The sequence below is a fragment of the Flavobacterium sp. genome (genome assembly GCF_044361015.1).
Taxonomy (GTDB): domain Bacteria; phylum Bacteroidota; class Bacteroidia; order Flavobacteriales; family Flavobacteriaceae; genus Flavobacterium.
This window is the reverse complement of the sequence record NZ_JBIKJL010000017.1, coordinates 1-23,388: the sequence shown is the minus strand read 5'-3', so window position 1 is coordinate 23,388 and position 23,388 is coordinate 1. Positions and strand designations below refer to the sequence as shown.

Genomic DNA, 23,388 nt, shown 5'->3' with positions numbered 1-23,388 from the left:
CTTAAGCTTTATTGCCTAAATTCAACTTCTTATCTTTGCACAAATAAATAATAATATGAAATTCAATACAAAAGTAATTCATGGAGGTCAACACCACGACCCAAGTACGGGTGCAGTGATGCCGCCGGTTTATAATACGTCGACTTTTGCTCAAAAAAGTCCGGGTGTACCAACTAATCATTATGAATATAGCAGAGCGGCCAATCCAACTCGGCAAGCATTAGAAGATGCTTTGGCGAGTATTGAAAACGGAGTTCGTGGTTTAGCTTTTTCTTCCGGACTAGCTGCGACAGACTCCGTATTAAAACTTTTGAAGCCTGGTGATGAAATTATTGCAATGGATGATTTATATGGAGGTACTTATCGAATGTTTACTAGGATTTATGCCGATTTTGGTATTAAATTTCATTTTGTAGACATGAATGATTTGGAAAAATTTCAGTCATTGATAAATGAAAACACAAAATTGGTTTGGGTAGAAACACCTACAAACCCTTTGATGAAATTAGCAGATATTGCAACCATAGCTAAAATTACCAATGATAAAAAAATCTTATTTGCTGTAGACAATACTTTTGCAACCCCTTATCTTCAAAAACCTTTGGATTTAGGGGCAGATATTGTGATGCATTCCGCAACTAAATATTTAGGAGGACATTCTGATGTAATAGCTGGGGCTTTAATTGTAAGAAATGTAGAATTAGGCGAAAAATTACATTTCGCTCAATTTGCAACGGGAGGAACTTTAGGCCCTCAAGATAGTTATATGGTCTTGAGAGGAATAAAAACACTTCATCTTAGAGTCCAAAGACATTGTGAAAATGGCATGAAGGTAGCTGAGTTTTTAAGCAATCATCCTGAAGTTGAAAAAGTTTTTTATCCGGGATTACCTGATCATCCTTTTCACGAAATTGCAAAAAAGCAAATGATAGGTGGTTTTGGAGGGATGGTTTCATTTACCTTTAAATCAGCTAAAAAATCAGATTCAATTGCCTTTTTAGAAAAACTAAAAGTATTTACTTTGGCAGAATCTCTGGGTGGAGTAGAATCATTAGCAAATCACCCGGCATTAATGACACACGCTTCTATTCCCGCAGAAAAAAGGTTAGAAGTTGGAATAACAGATGACTTAGTGCGATTAAGCGTTGGCGTTGAAGATATTGATGACTTACTGGCCGATATTGAACAAGCCTTTAGATAATAAAAAAGAAACCCCGTAAAGTGATATTTTACGGGGTTTCTTTTTTTAGTCAATTTGTACTAATCTAAATAATAAATATATCCAAAATTTAACCAAACCAACCAATCATTGGATTTATTTTCTTTATATACATCAGGATTTGGATTTAAACCATCCACCCAATTAGAAAAATAATATTGCCATCTTAAATCAATCATTAAATCTGAAAGAATGGTTAGTTTGTAACGTGTTCCAACACTTCCAACAATAGACCACACTGTTCCACCATCATTTGTTACACCATCAATATATTTCGTTGGAGTTACTTCAAGCAATTCTCCTAATCCAGGGCCCATAGTTGAATAAGCTTCAGGATTGTAGTAACTAAATTGTCCACCTAAACTAACAAATGGACCTAATTTACCTGGAGTTGCAGAAAACTCTCTAATACTAAATGGGAAATATTCCAACTGCATACCGATATTGGTTACTGCAGTACTTCCTTTCATTGCTCTTAATTGTTGAGTGAAAAGCCTATTGTTGTCCTTATCAACCCATTCTCCAAAGTGTTCTAAATTTGTTTTATTATAAGAAAATTCAGTTCTCAATTTAAAGTGGTCATTAAAATAAGTTGGTGTGGCATAACAATTACAATCTGCACGATATGAAAAGTTCATATAATGAATTAATCCAATTCCAAATCCGGTATTTCCTAAGTTTGTGCCCGCATCACCACGTACACCATAGTCTGATTGAAAAGCAACTGGCCCAACAATAACTCCAACTTCATGTGAAAAACCAAATTGAGCCATGACAGTATTTTTGACTCCAAAAAACAGTAGAAAAGTAAATATAAGATATTTGGGCATTTGCATCTAGTTTATAATCAATTCTCGACAAATATATAAAAACATAATTCACTTATAAAATAAAATGAAAAAATACTTGTATATATATTGAAATATCTAATAATTGTTATAAATCATGTCAATAACTGTATGTTTTTATCATGAATTCTTAATAAAAAAATAAATCTACTGAGAATATAAAAAAAATTACACCAATATTTTAATAAAATGTATATTTGTTGCATCAAACGAAAACGTTTTTTTAAACGTTACTAAACTAATAATCATGACAGAAAGTATTCACTCTTTTGTTGAAGCAGTAGCTAAAAAAAATCCAAATGAGCCAGAATTTTTACAGGCTGTGAAGGAAGTTGCAGAAACTGTAATTCCTTTTATTGAAAAAAATAAAAAATATCAAAACCAAATGCTACTAGAGCGTATGGTTGAATCGGAAAGAATCATTATGTTCCGAGTTACGTGGATTGATGATGCCGGAAAAACTCAAGTGAATAGAGGATACAGAATTCAAATGAATTCAGCTATTGGACCTTATAAAGGTGGAATTCGTTTTCATCCTTCTGTAAATTTGAGTATTTTGAAGTTTTTGGCGTTTGAACAAACGTTTAAAAACAGCTTAACTACTTTGCCAATGGGTGGAGGAAAAGGAGGTTCTGATTTTGATCCAAAAGGAAAATCTGATATAGAAATTATGCGTTTTTGTCAAAGTTTCATGACGGAGCTTTCAAAACATATTGGTGCAGATACAGACGTCCCTGCCGGTGATATTGGTGTTGGTGGAAGAGAAGTAGGTTATATGTTTGGACAATACAAAAGATTACGTAATGAGTTTACCGGGGTATTAACCGGGAAAGGTATTTCTTTCGGAGGTTCATTAATTCGTCCGGAAGCAACGGGTTACGGAAATGTATATTTTGCCCAAAGTATGCTAAATACTAGAGGCGAAAGTTTCAAAGGAAAAACAGTAACTGTTTCCGGTTCAGGAAATGTTGCTCAATATGCTGCTGAAAAAGCAACAGAATTAGGAGGAAAAGTAGTTACACTTTCAGATTCTTCAGGATATATCTATGATGCAGAGGGTATTGATGCAGAAAAATTGGCACATGTAATGGATATTAAGAATGTTCAAAGAGGTAGAATCAGTGAGTATTTGAAAAAATATCCTAATGCAAAATTTGTAGAAGGAAAACGTCCTTGGGAAGTTAAATGTGATATTGCACTTCCATGTGCTACACAAAACGAATTGAACCAAACAGAAGCAAAAGCATTAATTTCTAATGGTTGTATTTGTGTTTCTGAAGGAGCAAACATGCCATCGACACCGGAGGCTATTGAAGAATTTACAAAAGCAAAAATCTTATTTGCTCCAGGTAAAGCATCAAATGCGGGTGGAGTGGCAACTTCAGGATTAGAAATGTCTCAAAATTCATTGCGTTTAAGCTGGACTTCAGAAGAAGTAGATCAACGATTAAAAGCAATTATGGCTAATATTCACGAATCTTGCGTTAAATATGGTTCAGATGGTCAAGGTTATATTGATTACGTAAAAGGAGCAAACATTGCCGGATTTGTAAAAGTTGCTGATGCAATGCTTGCACAAGGAGTTGTTTAATATCTTTCTTTAATATTATTAAAAGCTGTCTGAAAAGGCAGCTTTTTTTATTCCTTTATATTAAAAGAAGTATAATTTCGTTTTAGCTATATTTGTGTGTCAATTTATAAATGCGGATGAAGAAATTTTTTACTATCATAGGATTACTGTTTTTACCAACTTTCGGATTTTCTCAAAATCAATTATGGAAAGGCTATTTTTCATACAATGAAATTATAGATCTTTCCGAATCTTCTACACGATTGTTTGCTGCTTGTGAAACGGCAATTTTTTCGAAAGACAGAATAAACGATGAACTAAAAACACTAAATACAGTTGATGGACTTTCCGGTCAAACTATTTCAACTATTTATCATAGTAGTCAATATAATAGAACATTTATTGGTCATGATAATGGTTTATTAATTATGATTAATGAAGAGTCAGGGGCAATTCAACTTTTAGTTGGTATTCGTGATCAAACAGGTGGAATTCCGGCTAACAAGAAAAAAATCAACCATATTTATGAGCATGCTGAAAAACTTTATATTTCTTGTGATTTTGGATTGGTAGAATTTAAACTTTCTAATATGACTTTTGGAGATACTTTCTATATTAGTCCGACAGGAGGTCAAACAGAAATTTTAGAAACAACTGTGCTAGATAATCAGATTTATGCGGTCACATTGTATCATGGTTTGAAAAAAGCGGATTTATCTAATCCTAATTTAATTGATTTCAACGCTTGGGAAGTTTTTAATCCTGATTATTGGAAAAAAATTGTCACTTTTAATAATCAACTGGTTGCTATAAATAATAATAATAGAGTTTATCGATTTAACGGTAATATACCTTCTGAAGTTTTAAATTTAGGACAGGTTGGTTTAGATATTAGGAATAGAGAGGCTAATCTTATCATAACAACCGCTTCTAAGGTTTTTGTGCTTAATGAATCATTTGCTCAAACTCTTTTGATACAAAATAGTTCTATTCCTGACCTAAATTCTAATTTCAGTTGTGCCACCATTATTGGGTCAACTATTTATATCGGTACTTTAAACAATGGAGTGGTAGAAACTTCTTTGGATAGCCCAAATATGTTTGAGTTTTTGTTACCCCAAGGACCTTCTAAAAACAATATTTTTTCAATAACTGTTTCTCCCGCAGAAACACTTTGGGCAACCTATGGAGATTATTCTCAATTTAACAATCCTTATCCGTTAGATTCATATGGTATTAGTAAATACAAAGAAAATAGTTGGTTAAATATTCCCTTCGAGGAATTATTAAATGCTAAATCAATTGTTAGAATAACCGTTAATCCTACAAATGAAAATGAAATTTATGCCAGTTCTTATTTTTCAGGTTTATTAAAATTGGAAAATGATGTAGCTACTACCTTATTTAATACCACAAATAGTGGATTAGAATCATTGGTTGATCCAGGTAATCCAACTTATGGCCCGGATATTCGTGTCGAACAAACCGCATTTGATAAAACCGGAAATTTGTGGGTTTCAAATGGTTTAATTGCCAATATGTTTAAGGTTTTAAAAACAAACGGTCAATGGCAGTCTTTTTCAGTTAGTAATGTAATTAGCGGATTTACAAGCAATAACAGAATGGTTATTGATAAAAACAACACAAAATGGTTGGCCACCTTAGACGAAGGATTATTAGCGTTCAATGAGAATTACAATAATAAATTATTAAAAATTACAGAGGGACAAAATGAAGGGAACTTGCCGTCATCGGCTGTTCAAGCAGTGGCAGTAGATAACCGAAATCAACTCTGGATTGGTACCCGAAAAGGACTTCGTATTTTGTCTTCTGTGGATCGTTTTATAAATCAAGAGGAATTAACTACGAGTTCTATTATTATCAATGATGAAGGATTAGCACAAGAGCTGTTATTTGGACAGTTTATTACGGATATTGCTGTAGACGGGGCAAATAATAAATGGGTTGGTACAGCCGATTCAGGAGTTTTTCTATTTTCCTCAAATGGGCAGGAAACGCTTTATCATTTTACGACGACCAATTCTCCAATTCCGAGTAATGTTATTAATGATGTTGAAATTAATGGAAAAACAGGAGAAGTTTTCATCGCTACCGCAAAAGGAATGGTTTCTTTTAAAGGAACTTCAACCAAGCCGAGCGATTCCTTGGAAGATGTCTTTGTTTATCCAAATCCTGTTCGTCCCAGGTTTGAAGGGACTGTCAAAATTTCCGGCTTAACCAGTAAAGCCAATATTAAAATTACCGACATTGAAGGAAATCTAGTGCATGAAGAAATTTCTGAAGGCGGAACAATTGAATGGGATACCACCGCATTCGGGAAATACAAAGTAGCTTCGGGAGTCTACATGATTTTTATTTCTTCGGATGATGCTTTAGACTCCACCGTTAAAAAGGTGATGATTATACGGTAGAAGATAATTGCTTATGAATCTATAAAAAGACTGTCTTTGGATGGTGTTTATTGTTTTGAGTAAAATCATTATTGATTTAAAAAGGGATAAAATAAAAAAGACCAACACTTTCGTATTACTCTTTTTGCTCCACTTCTGAGAGAAAGTTACAATTTTTATACGATCATTGCATTTATAACTATTGGGAAATTAAAGGGTTAAAAGTGGTGCCAAATTGCGAAAGTTATATTTACTTTTTCTTAAAGCTTTGTAACTTCCTGATGTACTATCTTTTAGTTTTTCATAAAAATAATCCAATCCCATTCTGCTGGATTTCCAATTCCAACACTTGGAGTGTATAAAAATAGTTTAACACTAGCGTTCGGATTTGAACTTAAATATTGTCTAACTTTTACCAAACTTTGTACTGAAGTCCATACTTCATTATAACTGTATGTTGTATTATCTGGATTAAATACATTCTCAAATCCTGAAATAGGTGTAACATAATCTGTTGTCATAACTGTATCAAATTGATTTGCATTTAATAAATTTTGAGGATAATTAATTTGTCCAAGACCACTCCAAACAATTGTTCCATCAAATAATGTTTCGTTTAATTCTTGATAAATAATTTTAACACTTCCAAAATCACTAGGAGCAACATATTGATTAGTTAAGTTCATATTAGAGGTAGTATTAGGAAAAGATAATTCTTTTCCACCTTCAAACTGATTTGTATTATAGTCAACTTTCAAAACCAAAACATTGTTTGGATTTGTTGTTGGTGTATAAGTTTCCTCGTTGTCATTTGAACAAGAAATTAATGTCAAAATAATAGCTGTAAATGATAAAATTTTAGTTTTCATATTTTTAGTTTTCATGTTATAATGTTAAGTAGATGTTTTTTTCTTAGAGAGTGTTGGCTAATATTATTATAGAAAAAGAAGTACAAAATAAATAAAATTATTTTTTAAAAATAATTAAAATTGAAAAAAGTTTAATAAAAAGCTAGAGAATTACATATAAAAACAAAAAAAGTCCAACATTTCTGCTGGACTTCTGCTCCCCCTCTTGGGCTCGAACCAAGGACCCTCTGATTAACAGTCAGATGCTCTAACCAACTGAGCTAAGGAGGAAGGTATATAACCTTTTTTGCGAGTGCAAATATAGAGCGAAATTTGTTTTATCCAAATAAAATCTGCAAAAAAATACACATTTTTTTATCTAGGTTCCCTTTATTAAATGCCAAATATCATTGCCAAATACTAAGGCCATCAAACTCAACAAGATAACTACACCAATTGTTTGGGCAACTTCTAGGGTTTTTTCTGTTGGTTTTTTGCGTGTAATCATTTCGATCAGGATAAAAACGGCATGACCACCATCTAATCCCGGAATAGGCAGCACATTTAAAAAGGCTAGCCAAACAGAAAACATTGCGGTGAATGACCAGAAGAATGTCCAATCCCATTCCGGTTTAAAAATTTTAAACATTCGTAACGGACCACTAACTTGTTTGTAGGCTTCTGTTTTTGAATTAAAAATGATTTTAAATTGTTTAATTTGACCTGTTAATGTAGAAATGGTTTTATTAAACCCAGCCGGAATAGCTTCAGAAAAGGATAGCTCTTTTGTTACAAAAGCATCTTCCAGCGTATGAAAATGATTTAAAAAACCAAGTTTAGAGTCTTCAGTCACTCGGGCTCTAATCACAAGAGGTTCTTTATTTCGTATTACATCTAAGTCAATACTATCGTTTTTGTGTAATTGAATCACCGTGGCAAATTCATCAAAAAAATTGATGTGAATTCCATCTAAGCCAACAATTTTATCTCCTTTCTTTAATCCGGCTATATCTGCCGGTCGACCAGGTACAATTGAGTCAATGATGATTTCTTCACGAGCAGACAAGAAGTTCTTTCCGGCTCTTTTGATAACATCACGTTTTCCTTCATCTGATAAATCAAAAGTAACTTCTGCTCCCTCTCTTTCAACAGTAATATTGTCGCCGAAAAGTATTTCTAAAGGTAATTGATCAAATTTAGCTTGTGGTTTCCCATCCACTTTTAATATTTTATCACCATTTCTAAGACCCAATAGTTTTCCGACAGAGTCAACAGCGATACCGTGGGTTATTTTAGAATTGTCTACAAAATTGTCTCCGTGATTTAAAAATAAAAAGATATAAATTATCCATGCCAGAAAAAAGTTAACAATTACACCGCCCATGATGATGATTAATCGTTGCCAGGCCGGTTTACTTCTATATTCCCATGGTTGTGGCTCTTGTTTGAGTTGTTCTTTGTCCATACTCTCATCAATCATACCGGCTATTTTTACATAACCACCCATCGGAAGCCACCCAATTCCGTATTCAGTTTCACCAATTTTCTTTTTTACTAAAGAGAACCAAGGGTTGAAAAATAAATAGAATTTTTCAATACGTGTTTTAAAATATTTAGCGGGTAAAAAGTGACCTAATTCGTGTAGTATCACTAAAAGAGATAAGCACAAAATTAATTGTGCTATTTGAATGAGTATTTCCATTGATGTGTTTTAAAATTCAAAAGCGATTACAAAAGTAAGGTTTTCCCTTTACAAATGAGTAAGGTTTAAACGAATGGGATTAATTTTTTATAAATTTTTTATAAAAAGTTCCTTCCGAGGTAGTTAAATTCACATAATAAACGCCATCTGAAAGGCTTGAAACCATAAGTACTTTTTCGTTGAATGAAGAAACGACTTGTCCTAAATTGTTGAAAACGGTAATGTTTTCAATCTGCATGGTTTCCGGAACCTCAATGGTTAAATAATTTGAAGTCGGGTTAGGAAGTAATTGAATAACATTTGACCAATCTATTGTTTTAATTCCTAATGTAGTTGAATTGTTTTTAGAAATTATATGTTTGTTTGGATCAAAAGTTGCACTGGTGACTTGGAACGGCACATTAACTATAAATTGTTGTCCGTTTGAAGTGTGATTTAAAACGACGTCAAAAGTTTGTCCCCCGGCACCATTCAGTCGTACCTGAATTGGCATTTCAAAGAAACTAACACTTGAATTAGATTGTGTTTGATTTACCGTAATTAAGGCTTGATTCACAGCGTTGTTTGCAACGGTTAAGGTATAAGAAGGATAACCTTGATTGTAAACCCAATCATTAAAAAATTCAGTCAAATTAATTCCTGACGCATTTTCTAAATGATATTGTAAATCCTCGGTAATTGCATATCCGTAAGCCAAACTAGGGTCAGCTAAATAATTTTTTAAGGCTTGAAAGAAAATAGCATCACCTAATTTCCAACGAAGCATGTGAACCACCATCGCTCCTTTATTATAACTTAATCGGCTGCTGAAAATTCTGCTCACATTTAAGGCTTCACTATCGGTTAAATAGACTGCACCACCATTTTGAGAAGTAATATTTTGTATCATCGAATTTTTCCAATTCACAAAAGAAGCTTCATCATCTAAGCCTTCTACTACTAATCCTGAAAGATAAGTTGCAAAGCCTTCGTTTAACCAAATATCTTTCCATGTTCCACAAGTAACTTTATTGCCAAACCATTGATGAGCCAATTCGTGTGCAATTAAATTTCTGCCGAAACTCCCCATAAAAGAAACGGTCGTATGTTCCATTCCGCCGCCCCAACCAAATTGTGCATGACCATATTTTTCATTAGAAAACGGATAGGTTTCAAAAAGATTTTCAAACAATTCCATTATGGATAAGGTAACCGCTAAACTATTTTGTGCAGAAGTCAAATTCTCAGGATAAATATAATTTACAATAGGAAATTCATTAGGTGCTGTCCCTGATTGTTGTGTAAAAACACTGTAATTCGTAATCGCAAGTGCAACTAGATAAGCCGGAATGGGATAATTGTGTTGAAAATGGGTTGTTTTTGTGCCATTTCCATTGTCGACAATTCCCATTTCAAGACCATTTGTAACGCTTATATATTCTGAAGGTGCAGTAATATAAACATCTAAACTATCAATTTTATCATTTAAATCTTGCTTACATGGCCACCAATCTCTTGCTCCAAAAGGCTCAGAGAGCGTCCAAATAATAGGAGTTCCATTATGTGAACTTTTAGTAAAACCTTGTTCGGTGGTATCAGGAGCACCGGCATAACTAACAGCTACACTTTGTAATGTTCCGGCACTAACCGTTGATGGAAACGTGATTATCAACTCTTTAGTTAATACATTGTGAGTAAAAGCTACGGATTGGTTATTCATCATCACAGAACCAACCGTTATTCTATTGGCATAATATTGATTTGAAGTAGAAGTTATGCTGCTTAAATCAAATGTAATCGTATTCATGTTTTCTAGGGCCAAAAATTGGGTCGTCACATTGCCACTAATAAAATAAACAGCCGGGTCAATGGTGAATTCTAATTTTTGATACGTAACATCATAGTTTGCAGTATTTGGATTTGCTTGAAAATTAACTAGTTGTGAAGAAGATTTTAATTCCGCTTCGGCAATTTCATCTACTTCCTTTAAAAAGTCTTGAGCGAATAAAGGATTGATGCATATTAAAAGTGTAATGAGTAGGTATTTTTTCATTTTGTTTGGAAATTGTAGACCAAATGTAGAAAAATTTATTGATTTATAATTTTTTGATGATTTTTTTAGCATTTTTTTAAACCTTGTTTTAGTGTTTATCATTTTTAAAATCAGCATTTACCGTTACAAAACATTTCCGTACATTTGTGCTCGCAAAAAAAGCATATTATGTTACAACTGACAGTCATTCGAGAGAATAAAGAAAAAGTAATCAAAGCTTTGGCTAAAAGAAATTTAGATGCCCAAAGTATGGTTAATAATGTCTTAGATTTAGACGAAAAAAGAAGAACTACACAAGTAGAATTAGATAATATCTTGGCTGAGTCCAATTTGCTTTCGAAAGAAATTGGCGAAATGATGAAATCGGGCGAAAAAGCAAAAGCCGAAATTGTCAAACAAAAAACAGTTCAGTTAAAAGAAAAAAGCAAAGAATTATCAGAAAAACTAGAGTTTTATACTGCTTCACTTGCAGAAGAATTATATAAAATACCAAATACTCCTGCCGATATTGTTCCGGAAGGTAAAACACCCGAAGATAACTTAACGGTTCATCAGGAAGGTGCTATTCCAACTTTACACGAAGGAGCATTACCACATTGGGAATTGGTAAAAAAATATGACATTATCGATTTTGAATTAGGAGTAAAAATCACCGGTGCCGGTTTTCCGGTTTACAAAGGGAAAGGTGCAAAACTCCAACGGGCATTAATTACCTATTTTTTAGATAAAAACACAGAAGCCGGTTATTTGGAATACCAAGTGCCTCATTTAGTAAACGAAACTTCCGGTTTCGGAACTGGACAATTACCTGACAAAGAAGGGCAAATGTATCACGACGCAACCGATAATTTATATTTGATTCCAACCGCTGAGGTTCCGTTAACTAATATTTTTCGGGATGTGATTTTAAACGAAAATGAGTTGCCAATTAAATGTACCGGTTACACGCCTTGTTTTAGAAGAGAAGCCGGTTCTTATGGTGCTCATGTTCGTGGTTTAAATCGTTTACACCAATTTGATAAAGTAGAAATTGTCCGCATCGAACATCCAGATAAATCATATGAAGCCATAGATGGCATGGTAGAACATGTGAAAACTTTATTACAGGAATTGAAATTACCCTATCGAATTTTGCGTTTGTGTGGTGGAGATATGGGTTTTGCATCTGCTCTGACCTATGATTTTGAGGTTTTTTCAACCGCTCAGGAGCGTTGGTTGGAAATCAGTTCTGTTTCTAATTTTGAGACATTCCAAGCCAATCGTTTGAAATTGCGTTTTAAAGATAAAGAGGGTAAAAACCAATTAGCCCATACCTTGAATGGAAGTTCTTTGGCTTTACCAAGAGTATTGGCCGGAATTCTTGAAAATTATCAAACACCAGAAGGAATTGTTATTCCGGAAGTGTTGCGTCCCTTCACCGGATTTGACATCATCAACTAAAAAAGTTAATCTTTATACAAACAATGTACTAATTAGCGAAAAAAAAGCTATTTTAGTACATTGTTTTTTATGTCCTATGCAGAAAATTATCCTCTTTTTGGTTTTTTTATATTCAACGATTGTTTTATCTCAAAATGATCAGTTGGCACAAAACTATTATGACCGAGGGGAATTTGAAAAAGCATTGTTGAGTTACGAGGAGTTGCTCAAAGTACAACAAGGAAACAGTATTTATTTTCAACGGATTATAGATTGCCATCAACAACTACTTCAATTTGATAAAGCAGAAAAGGCTATTCAAGAACGTATTGACAAATACAGAATGGCCAATATGTATGTAGAATTAGGCTATAATTTTCAACTTCAAAAAAATCAAGTAAAAGCCGAGTTGAATTACAAAGAAGCAATTGAAAAAATTAAGGAAAATACATCAAATGTTTATAGTGTCGCCGGTGCTTTTGAAAAGAAAGTATTGTTAGATTATGCATTGCAATCCTATCAATTGGCCATTTCCTTAGACCCTAGAAATAAATTCAATTATCAAATGGCATTGTTGTACGGACAAATGGGAAAACCGGATTTAATGATTGAAAAATACCTCGAGGAAATGTATGAGAACCCACAAAACACTGTAATGGTTCAAAATCAGTTGTCGCGGTTTATGAATGAGGATGCAGATGAATCGTTTAATGCTATGCTACGAAAAGCATTATTGGTTCAAGTGCAAAAAAACCAGGATATTTTTTGGAATCAAATGTTGAGTTGGTTTTTTGTTCAACAAAAAGAATATGGTAAAGCATTTATTCAGGAAAAAGCAATTTATAAAAGAGAACCTGAATCTTTTTCTAATATTGTAAATCTTGCTGAGTTGGCCATTGAAGAAAACGAAAATGAAGTTGCTTCAGAAATTCTGACTTTTATAATAGAAAACTCCCAGGATTTAGATTTGCAAATATATGCTCACCACTATTTAATGAGTATACAAATTAGTAAAGCTAAAAATACAGATTATGCTGCAATCAATGCTGAGCTTGAAAATTTATTGAAACAATATGGTGTCAATCCAAATACCCTTTCATTGCAAAGACTGCAAGCAGAATTTCTCGCTTTCAAGTTGAAAATGCCTGATGCCGGTAAAGCAGTTTTGCAAAAGGCGATGGAATTACCATTGAATAAATTCCAAGTAGCGGAAGCTAAAATGGAATTAGCGGATATTTTGTTGTATGAAGAAAAATTTAATCAAGCATTATTGTATTACACTCAAATAGAGGAAGATTTAAAAAATGACGTACTTGGTCATGGAGCCAGTTTAAAAGCAGCAAAAACAAGTTATTATAAAGCCGACTTTAATTGGGCTTTGACACAACTAAAAGTATTGAAATCAGCATCCACTCAACTTATAGCGAATGATGCCTTAGAATTATTTTTGTTGATAAATGATAATACGGTGGCCGATTCTACCCAAATTGCACTGAAGAAGTTCGCAAAGGCTGATTTTTTATTATTTCAAAATAAAAATCAGGAAGCATTAGTTCAATTTCAACAAATAGTAAAAGAACACAAAGGAGATGTTATTGAAGATGTTACTTTGTTACGAATAGGTAAAACCTATGAACAATTAGCCGATTTCAACACTGCTTTGTCGTTTTACCAACAAATCATTGATAATTTCCCGGAAAGTATTTATAGAGATGAAGCATTGTTTTTTTCAGCGGAACTATATAACAAACAGCTCAATCAACCTGAAAAAGCCAAAACATTATACGAAGCCGTACTTTTTAATCACCAAGACAGTATTTATTATGTTGAAGCTCGAAAGAAATTTCGTCAACTTCGTGGTGACTCTAATTTGTAATTCAAAAAATAAAATTTTTAGTCCAATTTTGCTCCATTCTGCTATGATTGGTGCTGATAAAAAATAATTATGATTTTATACAACGTAACCATCAACATCGATTTAAGCGTTCATGACCAATGGATGAAATGGATGCAAACAAAACACATTAATGATGTTTTAGCAACCGGAAAATTCACCTCGGCCCGAATGGTTAAAGTATTGGTAGAAGACAAAGGAAGCGTTACCTATTCTATTCAATATACAACCGAGAGTAAAGAAAAATTGGAACGCTATTATCAAGAAGACGCTCCTCGTTTAAGACAAGAAGGCCTTGCTCTATTTGCGGATAAAATGTTAGCTTTCCGAACGGAATTGCAAGTGATGAGTGAACATTTTCCAAAATCTGCATTGCAGTAAAATAACATTCAAAGATAATTCAGCAACTCCGCCAATAAAAATGGAAAAAGTAAAAGCAAAAAAACACCTTGGGCAACATTTTTTGAATAATGAAAATATTGCTCAAAAAATAGCCGATTCATTGACTTTGGTTGGGTATCAAACTGTCTTGGAAATTGGACCGGGAATGGGCGTGCTGACCAAATATTTACTGGAAAAACCAATTACAACTTTTGTCATCGAAATCGATACAGAATCAGTAACCTATTTACAGAATCATTTTCCTAAACTTGATGGAAAAATTATAGCTAAAGATTTTTTAAAATATAACCTTTCAGAAGTATTTGGAACGGAACCTTTTGCCATTATCGGAAATTTTCCTTACAACATTTCTACCCAGATTGTTTTTAAAACATTAGAACTTCGGCATCAAATTCCTGAATTTTCAGGGATGTTTCAAAAAGAAGTGGCTGAACGAATTTGCGAAAAAAAAGGAACAAAGATCTACGGAATTCTATCTGTTTTAACCCAAGCTTTTTATGAAGCCGAATACCTTTTTACGGTTTCTGAACATGTTTTTATTCCACCCCCAAAAGTAAAATCAGGGGTATTGCGATTGCGTAGAAAAGAAAATTATCAATTACCGTGTGACGAAAAAATGTTTTTTTCCGTCGTGAAAACCGCCTTTAACCAACGAAGAAAAACACTTCGTAACAGTTTAAAAACATACCAATTGAGTGATAATTTAAAAGAAGATAGTATCTTTGACCTCAGACCGGAACAACTTTCAGTCAAACAATTTATTGAACTCACTCAAAAAATAGCCGCAGATGGAGTTTAAAATCAGCAGAGAATTTCTCACGCAAATTGAGCAATTAATTGAAGGGAACAAGGAGCAGGAATTACACGATTTGCTCCATGAAATCCATTATGCTGATATTGCTGAAATCATGGAAGAACTTGACCATGTAGAAGCAAGTTATATTTTTAAAATTCTTGACAGCGAAACAACTTCAGAAGTTTTATTAGAACTTGATGAAGAAGTTCGCGAGAAAATATTAAGGGATTTATCACCGAAAGAAATTGCCGAAGAATTAGATGAACTTTCCACGGATGATGCGGCAGATATTATTGCAGAACTTCCACAAGCAAGAAAAGAACAAGTAATTTCTGAATTAGAAGACGTTGAACACGCCAAAGATATTGTCGATTTATTGCGATATGATGAAGATTCTGCCGGTGGTTTGATGGGAAAAGAGTTGGTGAAAGTAAATGAAAACTGGACCGTACTTACTTGCGTGAAAGAAATGCGGATTCAAGCAGAAAATGTCTCCCGTGTTCATTCTATTTATGTTGTTGATGATGAGAATAGGTTAAAAGGACGATTGTCTTTGAAAGATTTATTAACCACATCGACTAAAACACCCATTAGCGATATTTATATTCCAAAAGTAGATTATGTAAAAGTAGATACGAAGGATGTTGAAGTTGCCCGTATCATGCAAAAATATGACTTGGAAGCCATTCCGGTTGTTGATGAATTAGGGCGATTGGTTGGACGAATCACGATTGACGATATTATAGATGTTATTAAAGAAGAAGCCGATAAGGATTATCAGCTAGCTGCCGGTATTTCTCAGGATGTTGAAGCGGATGACAGTATTCTCCAACTTACTAAAGCACGGTTACCTTGGTTAGTCTTAGCCTTATTAGGAGGATTTATAGCCGTGAAAATTTCCGGACAATTTGAAGGAGCCATGAAAGATTTTGGTGTATTGTTCTTTTTTACACCTTTAATTGCTGCGATGGCCGGAAATGTAGGGGTACAATCTTCAGCAATTATAGTTCAGGGTTTAGCTAATAATACCTTGGGAGGAACCATTTGGCAACGCTTGTTTAAAGAAATGAAATTGAGTTTGTTTAATGGTTTTATTTTATCCATAATTCTTTTATTAGGGAGTCATTTTTTGCTTGGAGTTGAATATATAATCGGAATTACGGTTTCCATATCGTTAATTACGGTTATTGTTATCGCTTCTCTTATTGGGACATTTGTGCCCATCACTTTAAATAAATATGGTATTGACCCTGCTTTGGCAACAGGACCATTTATTACTACAAGCAATGATATTTTTGGAATTTTAATTTATTTTTCCATTGCTAAAATGATTTTAGGATTCTAAAAAGGTATTAATAGTTACTAATTCAAACCAAATTGAAAACTGCTTCTGTAAATATCCTTCATATTGATTCAAACCATCCTTTGTTGTGGAATCAGTTAGAACAAGCCGGTTTTAACAATCACCAAGATTATCAATCATCGAAAGAAGAAATAGAAAATAAAATCCAACACTACCAAGGAATTGTCATTCGTAGCCGCTTTAAAATTGACAAAACTTTTTTAGATAAAGCGATAAATCTTCAATTTATTGCTCGGGTTGGAGCGGGTTTAGAAAGTATAGAGTTTGATTATGCCAAAGAAAAAGGGATTCATTTAATAGCTGCACCGGAAGGTAATAGAAATGCCGTGGGTGAGCATACCTTGGGCATGTTACTTTCCTTGATGAACAATTTAAATCAGGCGAATCTATCAGTTCGTGACGGACATTGGATTCGAGAAGGACATCGCGGTTATGAGTTAGAAGGAAAAACCGTTGGTATTATTGGATATGGCAACATGGGAAAATCGTTTGCTAAAAAATTGCAAGGATTTGATGTTGAGGTGATTTGTTATGATATTCTTCCAAACATTGGCAATCAAAATGCAAAACAAGTTTCTTTGAAAGAATTACAACAAAAAGCGGATATACTTTCATTACACACCCCTTGGACATCCGAGACAAATAAAATGGTTAATCGAGGATTTATAAATGCCTTTGCAAAACCGTTTTGGTTTTTGAATACTGCCAGAGGAAAATCTGTTGTAACAGCTGATTTAGTTGAAGCTTTACAAACCGGAAAGATTTTAGGAGCCGGATTAGATGTGCTGGAATATGAAAAACTATCCTTTGAAACGCTATTTGAAAGTGATAAACCGGCTGCCTTTGACTATTTATTGAAAGCAGAGAATGTTTTACTCACGCCACATATTGCCGGTTGGACTTTTGAAAGTCATGAAAAATTAGCTCAGGTTATCGTTGACAAAATAAAAGCAATTTATCTTCCGAAAGAAGAGAAACAAGAATTCACGAAAGTAACCGGAATAGGTGGATTCTTTTTTAAAGCTAAAGATTACAAAAAATTACTGGATTGGTATAGTGAAAAATTAGGACTAAAAACGGATCAATACGGCTCTACCTTTTGGTGGAAAGATAAAGAGGGAAATGATTGTTCAACCCAATGGTCCCCTTTTGCTGCCGATACCACTTATTTTTTGCCTTCTGAAAAACAGTTTATGCAAAATTTTAGAGTAGAAAATTTATTGCATCTATTAGATGAATTAAAGAATGAAGGTGTAACAATTCTAGGTGATATGGAGACTTATGACTATGGAAAATTTGCTTGGATTTTAGACCCGGAAGGAAATAAAATTGAACTTTGGGAACCAATTGATAAAGCATTTCAATAAATTTTATATTTTTATAAAATAGTTTTAATCAAATCACTAACCAAATGGAAACATCAAAACCAAAAGAAGATTGGAATACACCAAGTTCAGAAATGCCTAATCAAGAAAACAAAAAAATCCTAGCAGGAGTTTTAGCCTTATTATTAGGAGGAATAGGAGTTCATAAATTTATTTTAGGATATACTAATGAAGGAATTATTCAAATTGTAATTTCTATCGTAACGTGCGGTATTGGAGGAATTATTCCATTTATAGAAGGAATAATTTATCTTACAAAGACAGATGAAGAATTTTACAATACCTATCAAGCCAATAAAAAAGCCTGGTTTTAATTATAAAAAAAGTCCCTTCACTGGGACTTTTTTTATTTTAATTTTTCTCTTTTTTCTCTAATTCCGCTTGAAATTCTTCCATCACGGGTTTTACCGTACTTTCGGGTAAGTCGGAAATTCGAATGTACATTAAACCATCAACAGCATTATTAAACAACGGATCGACATTAAAAGCTATTACCCGAGCATTTTGCTTGATGTATTTTTTAATTAAAACCGGTAACCGTAAATTGCCCGGTTCTACTTCGTCTATGATTTTGTCAAATTTATTTAAATCAGCTTCCGTTTCGTTAAATACGAAATCTTTATCGGCATCTTTCAGTTTAACTTTATATTCTTTTTTTGGATGGATATATTGAGCCACATAAGGGTCATAATAATGTGATTTCATAAATTCAATCATCAACGATTTTGAAAAATCAGAAAATTGATTACTGATGCTCACCCCACCAATTAAAAATTTATGTTCCGGATAACGAAGTGTCGTATGAACAATTCCTTTCCAAAGCAAGAACAAAGGCATTGGTTTTTGTTGGTATTCTTCGATAATAAAAGCCCGACCCATTTCAATGGATTTGCTCATCATATCATATAATTCCGGTTCAAAACGAAAGAGCTCATGTAAATAAAAACCATCAATACCATATTTAGCATAAATTTCTGATCCTAATCCCATGCGGTAAGCGCCGGCAATCATTTGAGCATTGTCATCCCATAAAAACATGTGGTGATAATATTTATCATATTGATCTAAATCCAGTGATTCATTCGTTCCTTCCCCAATGGCACGGAATGTAATTTCACGTAATCTCCCTATTTCATGCAAAATATTAGGAATTTTATCAGCAGTTACCAAGTAAACCTGATAATTTTTACTTTGTAACAAACGATAATCACTGTTTTCTTTCAACATAGCCATTTCCTCCAAAATTTTGTCGTGATTGGCCGGTTTAGCGATTTCTTTAGGACTTTTAGGGAATTTTAAATTAGGAGCAGCCAATAATTTATTTCCTTTTTCAAAAGCATTGGCCAACATATATGTTTTTTTGCGAAGAAAATCAGAATAGGATTCTAAGCTTTCATATTCATTTTGTTCAGCAACAGAAATAGTTTTTCCAATGCGAACTTTAATTACTCTTTTTTTCTGAGTTAACAATTCAGAGGGCAATTTAGCTGTTCGTAAAGTATCGTTTATTTTAGATAAAAAATAAAATAATCTACTGTTTTTTGCATGAAAATAAATTGGAACAACCGGGACTTGTGCTTTACGTATCACTTTAATTGCTCCTTCTTCCCAAGGTTTGTCAACCACTAATATGTCGTCTTTATAGGTGGAGACTTCACCGGCCGGAAACATTCCCAACGGTTTCCCATCGCTTAAATGACGCAATGTTTCTTTGATTCCCAAAACACTTGATTTAGCATCTTTGTGATTTTCAAATGGATTGACCGGCATTATATAAGGTTTCATGGGTTCAATGCGGTGCAATAGAAAATTCGCAATGATTTTAAAATTCGGTTCCCGTTCCAACATTAATTTTAATAACAAAATACCATCAATTCCTCCAAGTGGATGATTGGAAACGGTGATATACGGACCTTCTTTCGGAAGACGTTTTAAATCTTCTTCTGGAATATCAAACTTTATTTCAAATTCATCTAAAATAGCATTCAAAAAAGGCACATCAGCTAAATGTTTGTTTCGGTTATAAATATCATTAAGTGTAGATATTTTAAGCACTTTCATAATAATCCAGCCAATGAAAGTTCCAACGAAACCGTATTTGTCAACATTTATTGCTTTTGCAACTTCTTTAGCGGTTACTAAACCCATACTTGTTTTGTTGTTTATTTTTATGGAAGTAACAAATATAGTAATTATAGAGAAAGTAAAATTTAAAAAGCAGCGAATTACAAGCATCTTGTTAAACATTTATTATAATTCCACCAGTCTGTTTTGATACTCAAGGTTTTTATCTATTTTTGAAAAACTTTACTGAAAATTCCAAATGCGTATTATTTCTTATAATGTAAATGGTCTACGAGCAGCCATTACCAAAGGTTTTTTAGATTGGCTTCAGCAGGCAAATCCGGATGTGATTTGTTTACAGGAAATTAAAGCTACTGAGGAACAGATTCCTACAGTGGAAATAGCCAAAGCGGGTTATCCTTATCAATATTATTTTCCGGCTCAAAAAAAAGGATATAGTGGGGTTGCTATTCTATCTAAAATTCAACCAAAAAATGTAGTTTTCGGAACAGGAATTGCCTCGATGGACTTTGAAGGGCGAAATGTTAGAGCTGATTTTGATGATTTTTCTGTAATGAGTTTATATTTACCCTCAGGAACCAATATTGACCGGTTGGATTATAAATTTAATTATATGGATGAATTTCAACAGTATATTAATGCACTGAAAGTCGAAATTCCCAATTTGATTATTGGTGGTGATTATAATATTTGTCATCAAGCAATTGACATCCACGACCCGATACGGAATGCAACAGTTTCAGGTTTTTTGCCTGAAGAACGACGTTGGTTAGATGGTTTTATGAAAAGTGGTTTTATAGACAGTTTTCGTCATTTTAATAAAGAACCGCATCAATATTCTTGGTGGAGTTACCGAGCCAATGCCAGAAACAATAACAAAGGTTGGCGAATAGATTATCATTTAGTGAGCGAACCAATGCGTAATCGATTAAAAAGAGCGGTTATTCTTCCGGAAGCAAAACATTCTGACCATTGTCCGATTCTATTAGAAATAGAATAAGTCAATAATTTTATTAATAAAAACCTCAAATACTTTAAATAATGATTAAAAAAGTTTCATTACTAGTTTTAGTTGCCGCCTTGGCTACTTCTTGCGTGTCCAAAAAAGTGTATAATGAATTAGAGAGCAAATTTGCGGCTTTGAAAAAAGAGCAACGTCAACTTTCTGATAAAAACCATGATTTAGAAAAGACCAAAAATAAATTAGAAGTTGATTTAAAAGCAAATCAGGATGAGTTAGCCCGAATAAAAGCGGAAAGAGACAAATTGCAAAATGAATTAGCAACAGCATCTACTAATTTAAAAACATTGACCGCTTCTTATACCGCCTTGGAGAAAAATTCTGATAAAGCTTTGCAAGATAACATGCAGAAAAACAGAGAATTATTGGCACAATTAGACGCAAAAGAAAAAGCATTGTTAGCAGAACAAGAACGCTTAAACAAGTTACAAGCTGATTTAAAGGAGCGTTCGCAACGGGTAACTGATTTAGAAAACCTAATTTCTTCGAAAGAGGAAAGCATGCGAAAATTGAAAGAAACACTTTCTAAAGCCTTGAATAGTTTTGAAGGGAAAGGGCTTACTGTGGAACAAAAAAACGGAAAAGTGTATGTTTCCATGGAAAATAAATTACTATTTCAAACCGGAAGTTGGGCCGTAGGAACTGAAGGGAAAAGAGCCGTTGTAGAAGTTGGAAAAGTATTAGCTCAAAACCCTGATATTTCTGTTTTAATTGAAGGGCATACCGACAATGACAAAATAGTAGGTTCAATAGGTGGAGGAATTGAAAATAACTGGGATCTCTCAACGAAAAGAGCTACTGCTATTGTGAATATTTTAGCTGAAAATAAAGGCATAAATAAACAAAATTTAACGGCAGCCGGAAGAGGAGAATTTGCTCCATTAATGTCAAATGACTCTCCGGAAGGAAAAGCCAAAAACCGACGAATTGAAATTATTTTAACACCAAAATTAGACGAGATTTCTAAAATGTTGAATGAGTTGTAGAATAGGTTCTGAGGCACTAAGGTTCTAAGTCACAAAGGTTATTACCTCAGTCCCTTAGAACCTTAGTCCCTTAGTACCTCAAAAAATAAAAATGAAAACCATCACCATTCCCAATACCTCTCTTAAAATCAGTAAAATTTGTTTAGGAACCATGACTTTCGGAGAACAAAATTCCGAAATTGAGGCTCATCAACAATTAGATTATGCTGTTTCCAGCGGAATAAATTTTATAGATACAGCGGAAATGTATCCTATTGCAGCTCGTGAAGCAACATTGGGAAGCACTGAACGATACATAGGTTCTTGGTTGAAAAACCGTGGCAAAAGAGACGATTTGATTATTGCTACAAAAATTGCAGGTCCCAATCGCGGGATGGAGTATATTCGTCAGCCTTTGGATTTTTCATCTAAAAGTATTCGTGAAGCTGTTGAGTTGAGTTTAAAAAACCTGCAAACCGACTACATCGATTTGTATCAAATGCACTGGCCGGAGCGGGTAATGAATATGTTCGGACAACGCGGATTAACAAAAATTGACACCAATTGGCAGGAAAATTTTGCGGAAGTTTTAACCGCTTATGAAGCACTGATTCAAGAAGGGAAAATTCGGTACATTGGCGTTTCCAATGAAGCACCTTGGGCAGTGATGAAGTTTATCAGCGAAAGCGAAAAACACAATTTACCGCGTATTGCAACGATTCAAAATCCGTATTCACTATTAAATCGTTTGTTTGAAGTAGGTTTAGCAGAAGTTTGTTTGCGAGAACGAGTGGGATTACTGGCCTATTCTCCGCTTGGATTTGGTATTTTATCCGGAAAACATTTGGCGGAAATCCAACCTAATTCCAGAATAGGATTGTTTCCTCAATTTACACGGTATACTTCAGAAAATTCAACAAGAGCAACCCGATTATATCAGGAATTAGCTTTTGACAATGACCTGACTTTAACCGAAATGGCATTGGCTTTTGTGCAACATCAATCGTTTGTTACCAGCACAATTGTTGGAGCAACTTCGTTGGAACAATTAAAAGAAAATATCGATTCTCACAACATTGTTCTTTCTGAAGCGATTTTGAAAGAAATTAACGTGATACAGGAAATGATTCCAAATCCGGCACCTTGATTTTTTTAAATTAAGAGATAAATTTTAAAACAGTAAAGAATAAGTTTCATTAAAAACAAGCTTATTCTTTAATGTTTTAATAATTATTTCACCACCAACTTACTCTTAAAACTAGCCCCATTCAACGATTCTACCGAAACAAAATACAAACCGGGAGTAAGGTTATCAATGGATACATTAGTTAATTCTAAACCATCCATTGTTTGATTAGCCACTCTCTTTCCCATGGAATCATAAATAGACAATTCATTTAAATTTAATAAATTAGTATTTCTTATCGT

At 33.6% G+C, this 23,388-nt stretch carries 19 protein-coding genes, 1 tRNA gene and 1 pseudogene; 14 read left to right on the top strand and 7 right to left on the bottom strand.

The window, feature by feature from the left end; translation table 11 throughout:
• Positions 1 to 55 precede the first annotated feature (55 nt).
• A complete protein-coding gene (locus tag ACIQ2Z_RS06205; protein ID WP_396183283.1) occupies positions 56 to 1,201 on the top strand; it encodes a cystathionine gamma-synthase in 1,146 nt (381 codons plus the stop codon).
• A 59-nt stretch (positions 1,202 to 1,260) separates the two neighbouring features.
• Here the strand turns inward: ACIQ2Z_RS06205 and ACIQ2Z_RS06200 are convergent, their stop codons facing one another.
• Positions 1,261 to 2,049, bottom strand: a complete 789-nt coding sequence (locus ACIQ2Z_RS06200; RefSeq protein ID WP_396183282.1) for a THC0290_0291 family protein — start codon at positions 2,047 to 2,049, stop codon at positions 1,261 to 1,263.
• Between the two features lie 265 nt (positions 2,050 to 2,314).
• Between ACIQ2Z_RS06200 and gdhA the strand changes: the two genes are divergently transcribed.
• Both gdhA and ACIQ2Z_RS06190 read left to right on the top strand, forming a co-directional pair.
• A complete protein-coding gene (gene gdhA, locus ACIQ2Z_RS06195; protein WP_396183281.1) occupies positions 2,315 to 3,658 on the top strand; it encodes an NADP-specific glutamate dehydrogenase in 1,344 nt (447 codons plus the stop codon).
• A gap of 116 nt (positions 3,659 to 3,774) precedes the next feature.
• Entirely contained in the window at positions 3,775 to 6,069 is a 2,295-nt protein-coding gene (locus ACIQ2Z_RS06190; RefSeq protein WP_396183280.1) for a two-component regulator propeller domain-containing protein, read from the top strand.
• 272 nt (positions 6,070 to 6,341) lie between these two features.
• On the opposite strand, the gene ACIQ2Z_RS06185 is transcribed toward ACIQ2Z_RS06190, so the two are convergent.
• The 4 genes from ACIQ2Z_RS06185 to ACIQ2Z_RS06170 form a co-directional block, all read right to left on the bottom strand.
• Positions 6,342 to 6,917 (bottom strand): hypothetical protein, encoded by a 576-nt coding sequence (locus ACIQ2Z_RS06185; protein ID WP_396183279.1) that lies wholly within the window; start codon positions 6,915 to 6,917, stop codon positions 6,342 to 6,344.
• A gap of 196 nt (positions 6,918 to 7,113) precedes the next feature.
• A tRNA-Asn gene (locus tag ACIQ2Z_RS06180) sits at positions 7,114 to 7,187 on the bottom strand.
• Positions 7,188 to 7,275: 88 nt separating this feature from the next.
• Positions 7,276 to 8,598: an RIP metalloprotease RseP gene (gene rseP / locus ACIQ2Z_RS06175; protein WP_396183278.1), complete on the bottom strand. Its 1,323-nt coding sequence runs from the start codon at positions 8,596 to 8,598 to the stop codon at positions 7,276 to 7,278.
• 79 nt (positions 8,599 to 8,677) lie between these two features.
• Complete coding sequence (locus tag ACIQ2Z_RS06170; RefSeq protein WP_396183277.1) at positions 8,678 to 10,630, bottom strand: M1 family aminopeptidase; 1,953 nt, start codon at positions 10,628 to 10,630, stop codon at positions 8,678 to 8,680.
• 168 nt (positions 10,631 to 10,798) lie between these two features.
• Here ACIQ2Z_RS06170 and serS point away from each other — a divergent pair, with 168 nt between their 5' ends.
• From serS to ACIQ2Z_RS06130, 8 genes and pseudogenes are all read left to right on the top strand, one after another.
• Positions 10,799 to 12,070, top strand: coding sequence for a serine--tRNA ligase (gene serS / locus ACIQ2Z_RS06165; RefSeq protein WP_396183276.1), 1,272 nt, complete (start codon positions 10,799 to 10,801; stop codon positions 12,068 to 12,070).
• Positions 12,071 to 12,146: 76 nt separating this feature from the next.
• Entirely contained in the window at positions 12,147 to 13,925 is a 1,779-nt protein-coding gene (locus ACIQ2Z_RS06160) for a tetratricopeptide repeat protein (RefSeq protein WP_396183275.1), read from the top strand.
• Positions 13,926 to 13,994: 69 nt separating this feature from the next.
• Positions 13,995 to 14,324, top strand: a complete 330-nt coding sequence (locus ACIQ2Z_RS06155; RefSeq protein ID WP_396183274.1) for a DUF4286 family protein — start codon at positions 13,995 to 13,997, stop codon at positions 14,322 to 14,324.
• A gap of 40 nt (positions 14,325 to 14,364) precedes the next feature.
• On the top strand, positions 14,365 to 15,144 hold the full coding sequence (gene rsmA / locus ACIQ2Z_RS06150; RefSeq protein ID WP_396183273.1) for a 16S rRNA (adenine(1518)-N(6)/adenine(1519)-N(6))-dimethyltransferase RsmA: 780 nt from the start codon (positions 14,365 to 14,367) through the stop codon (positions 15,142 to 15,144).
• Complete coding sequence (gene mgtE, locus ACIQ2Z_RS06145) at positions 15,134 to 16,486, top strand: magnesium transporter (protein WP_396183272.1); 1,353 nt, start codon at positions 15,134 to 15,136, stop codon at positions 16,484 to 16,486. The genes rsmA and mgtE overlap by 11 nt, the downstream gene beginning before the upstream one ends.
• A gap of 32 nt (positions 16,487 to 16,518) precedes the next feature.
• A pseudogene (locus ACIQ2Z_RS06140) lies at positions 16,519 to 17,463 on the top strand (2-hydroxyacid dehydrogenase); the annotation flags it as partial.
• Positions 17,437 to 17,871 (top strand): VOC family protein, encoded by a 435-nt coding sequence (locus tag ACIQ2Z_RS06135; RefSeq protein ID WP_396183304.1) that lies wholly within the window; start codon positions 17,437 to 17,439, stop codon positions 17,869 to 17,871. The pseudogene ACIQ2Z_RS06140 and the gene ACIQ2Z_RS06135, both read left to right, overlap by 27 nt.
• Positions 17,872 to 17,915: 44 nt before the next feature.
• Positions 17,916 to 18,203, top strand: coding sequence for a TM2 domain-containing protein (locus tag ACIQ2Z_RS06130; protein WP_396183271.1), 288 nt, complete (start codon positions 17,916 to 17,918; stop codon positions 18,201 to 18,203).
• Positions 18,204 to 18,240: 37 nt separating this feature from the next.
• On the opposite strand, the gene ACIQ2Z_RS06125 is transcribed toward ACIQ2Z_RS06130, so the two are convergent.
• Positions 18,241 to 20,037 (bottom strand): GNAT family N-acyltransferase, encoded by a 1,797-nt coding sequence (locus ACIQ2Z_RS06125; protein ID WP_396183270.1) that lies wholly within the window; start codon positions 20,035 to 20,037, stop codon positions 18,241 to 18,243.
• A gap of 175 nt (positions 20,038 to 20,212) precedes the next feature.
• On the opposite strand from ACIQ2Z_RS06125, the gene ACIQ2Z_RS06120 reads away from it, so the two are divergent.
• From ACIQ2Z_RS06120 to ACIQ2Z_RS06110, 3 genes are all read left to right on the top strand, one after another.
• Positions 20,213 to 20,974 carry an exodeoxyribonuclease III gene (locus ACIQ2Z_RS06120; protein WP_396183269.1) on the top strand — a complete coding sequence of 254 codons (762 nt, stop codon included), beginning with the start codon at positions 20,213 to 20,215 and terminating at the stop codon, positions 20,972 to 20,974.
• Positions 20,975 to 21,015: 41 nt separating this feature from the next.
• Entirely contained in the window at positions 21,016 to 21,981 is a 966-nt protein-coding gene (locus ACIQ2Z_RS06115) for an OmpA family protein (protein WP_396183268.1), read from the top strand.
• Positions 21,982 to 22,072: 91 nt separating this feature from the next.
• Positions 22,073 to 23,107 carry an NADP(H)-dependent aldo-keto reductase gene (locus ACIQ2Z_RS06110; RefSeq protein ID WP_396183267.1) on the top strand — a complete coding sequence of 345 codons (1,035 nt, stop codon included), beginning with the start codon at positions 22,073 to 22,075 and terminating at the stop codon, positions 23,105 to 23,107.
• 83 nt (positions 23,108 to 23,190) lie between these two features.
• Here ACIQ2Z_RS06110 and ACIQ2Z_RS06105 read toward each other — a convergent pair.
• Positions 23,191 to 23,388, bottom strand: a 198-nt coding sequence (locus tag ACIQ2Z_RS06105) for a T9SS type A sorting domain-containing protein (protein WP_396183265.1), incomplete at its 5' end; no start/stop codon positions are given.

What these genes read in the sequence shown, in the direction of transcription:
- ACIQ2Z_RS06205 (WP_396183283.1), top strand. Translation starts at nt 56, where the DNA reads ATGAAATTCAATACAAAAGTAATTCATGGAGGTCAACACCACGACCCA.
- mgtE (WP_396183272.1), top strand. Translation starts at nt 15,134, where the DNA reads ATGGAGTTTAAAATCAGCAGAGAATTTCTCACGCAAATTGAGCAATTA.
- gdhA (WP_396183281.1), top strand. Translation starts at nt 2,315, where the DNA reads ATGACAGAAAGTATTCACTCTTTTGTTGAAGCAGTAGCTAAAAAAAAT.
- serS (WP_396183276.1), top strand. Translation starts at nt 10,799, where the DNA reads ATGTTACAACTGACAGTCATTCGAGAGAATAAAGAAAAAGTAATCAAA.
- ACIQ2Z_RS06125 (WP_396183270.1), bottom strand. Translation starts at nt 20,037, where the DNA reads ATGGGTTTAGTAACCGCTAAAGAAGTTGCAAAAGCAATAAATGTTGAC.
- ACIQ2Z_RS06190 (WP_396183280.1), top strand. Translation starts at nt 3,775, where the DNA reads ATGAAGAAATTTTTTACTATCATAGGATTACTGTTTTTACCAACTTTC.
- ACIQ2Z_RS06120 (WP_396183269.1), top strand. Translation starts at nt 20,213, where the DNA reads ATGCGTATTATTTCTTATAATGTAAATGGTCTACGAGCAGCCATTACC.
- ACIQ2Z_RS06200 (WP_396183282.1), bottom strand. Translation starts at nt 2,049, where the DNA reads ATGCCCAAATATCTTATATTTACTTTTCTACTGTTTTTTGGAGTCAAA.
- ACIQ2Z_RS06155 (WP_396183274.1), top strand. Translation starts at nt 13,995, where the DNA reads ATGATTTTATACAACGTAACCATCAACATCGATTTAAGCGTTCATGAC.
- ACIQ2Z_RS06170 (WP_396183277.1), bottom strand. Translation starts at nt 10,630, where the DNA reads ATGAAAAAATACCTACTCATTACACTTTTAATATGCATCAATCCTTTA.
- ACIQ2Z_RS06110 (WP_396183267.1), top strand. Translation starts at nt 22,073, where the DNA reads ATGAAAACCATCACCATTCCCAATACCTCTCTTAAAATCAGTAAAATT.
- ACIQ2Z_RS06130 (WP_396183271.1), top strand. Translation starts at nt 17,916, where the DNA reads ATGGAAACATCAAAACCAAAAGAAGATTGGAATACACCAAGTTCAGAA.
- ACIQ2Z_RS06115 (WP_396183268.1), top strand. Translation starts at nt 21,016, where the DNA reads ATGATTAAAAAAGTTTCATTACTAGTTTTAGTTGCCGCCTTGGCTACT.
- rsmA (WP_396183273.1), top strand. Translation starts at nt 14,365, where the DNA reads ATGGAAAAAGTAAAAGCAAAAAAACACCTTGGGCAACATTTTTTGAAT.
- rseP (WP_396183278.1), bottom strand. Translation starts at nt 8,598, where the DNA reads ATGGAAATACTCATTCAAATAGCACAATTAATTTTGTGCTTATCTCTT.
- ACIQ2Z_RS06185 (WP_396183279.1), bottom strand. Translation starts at nt 6,917, where the DNA reads ATGAAAACTAAAATTTTATCATTTACAGCTATTATTTTGACATTAATT.
- ACIQ2Z_RS06160 (WP_396183275.1), top strand. Translation starts at nt 12,147, where the DNA reads ATGCAGAAAATTATCCTCTTTTTGGTTTTTTTATATTCAACGATTGTT.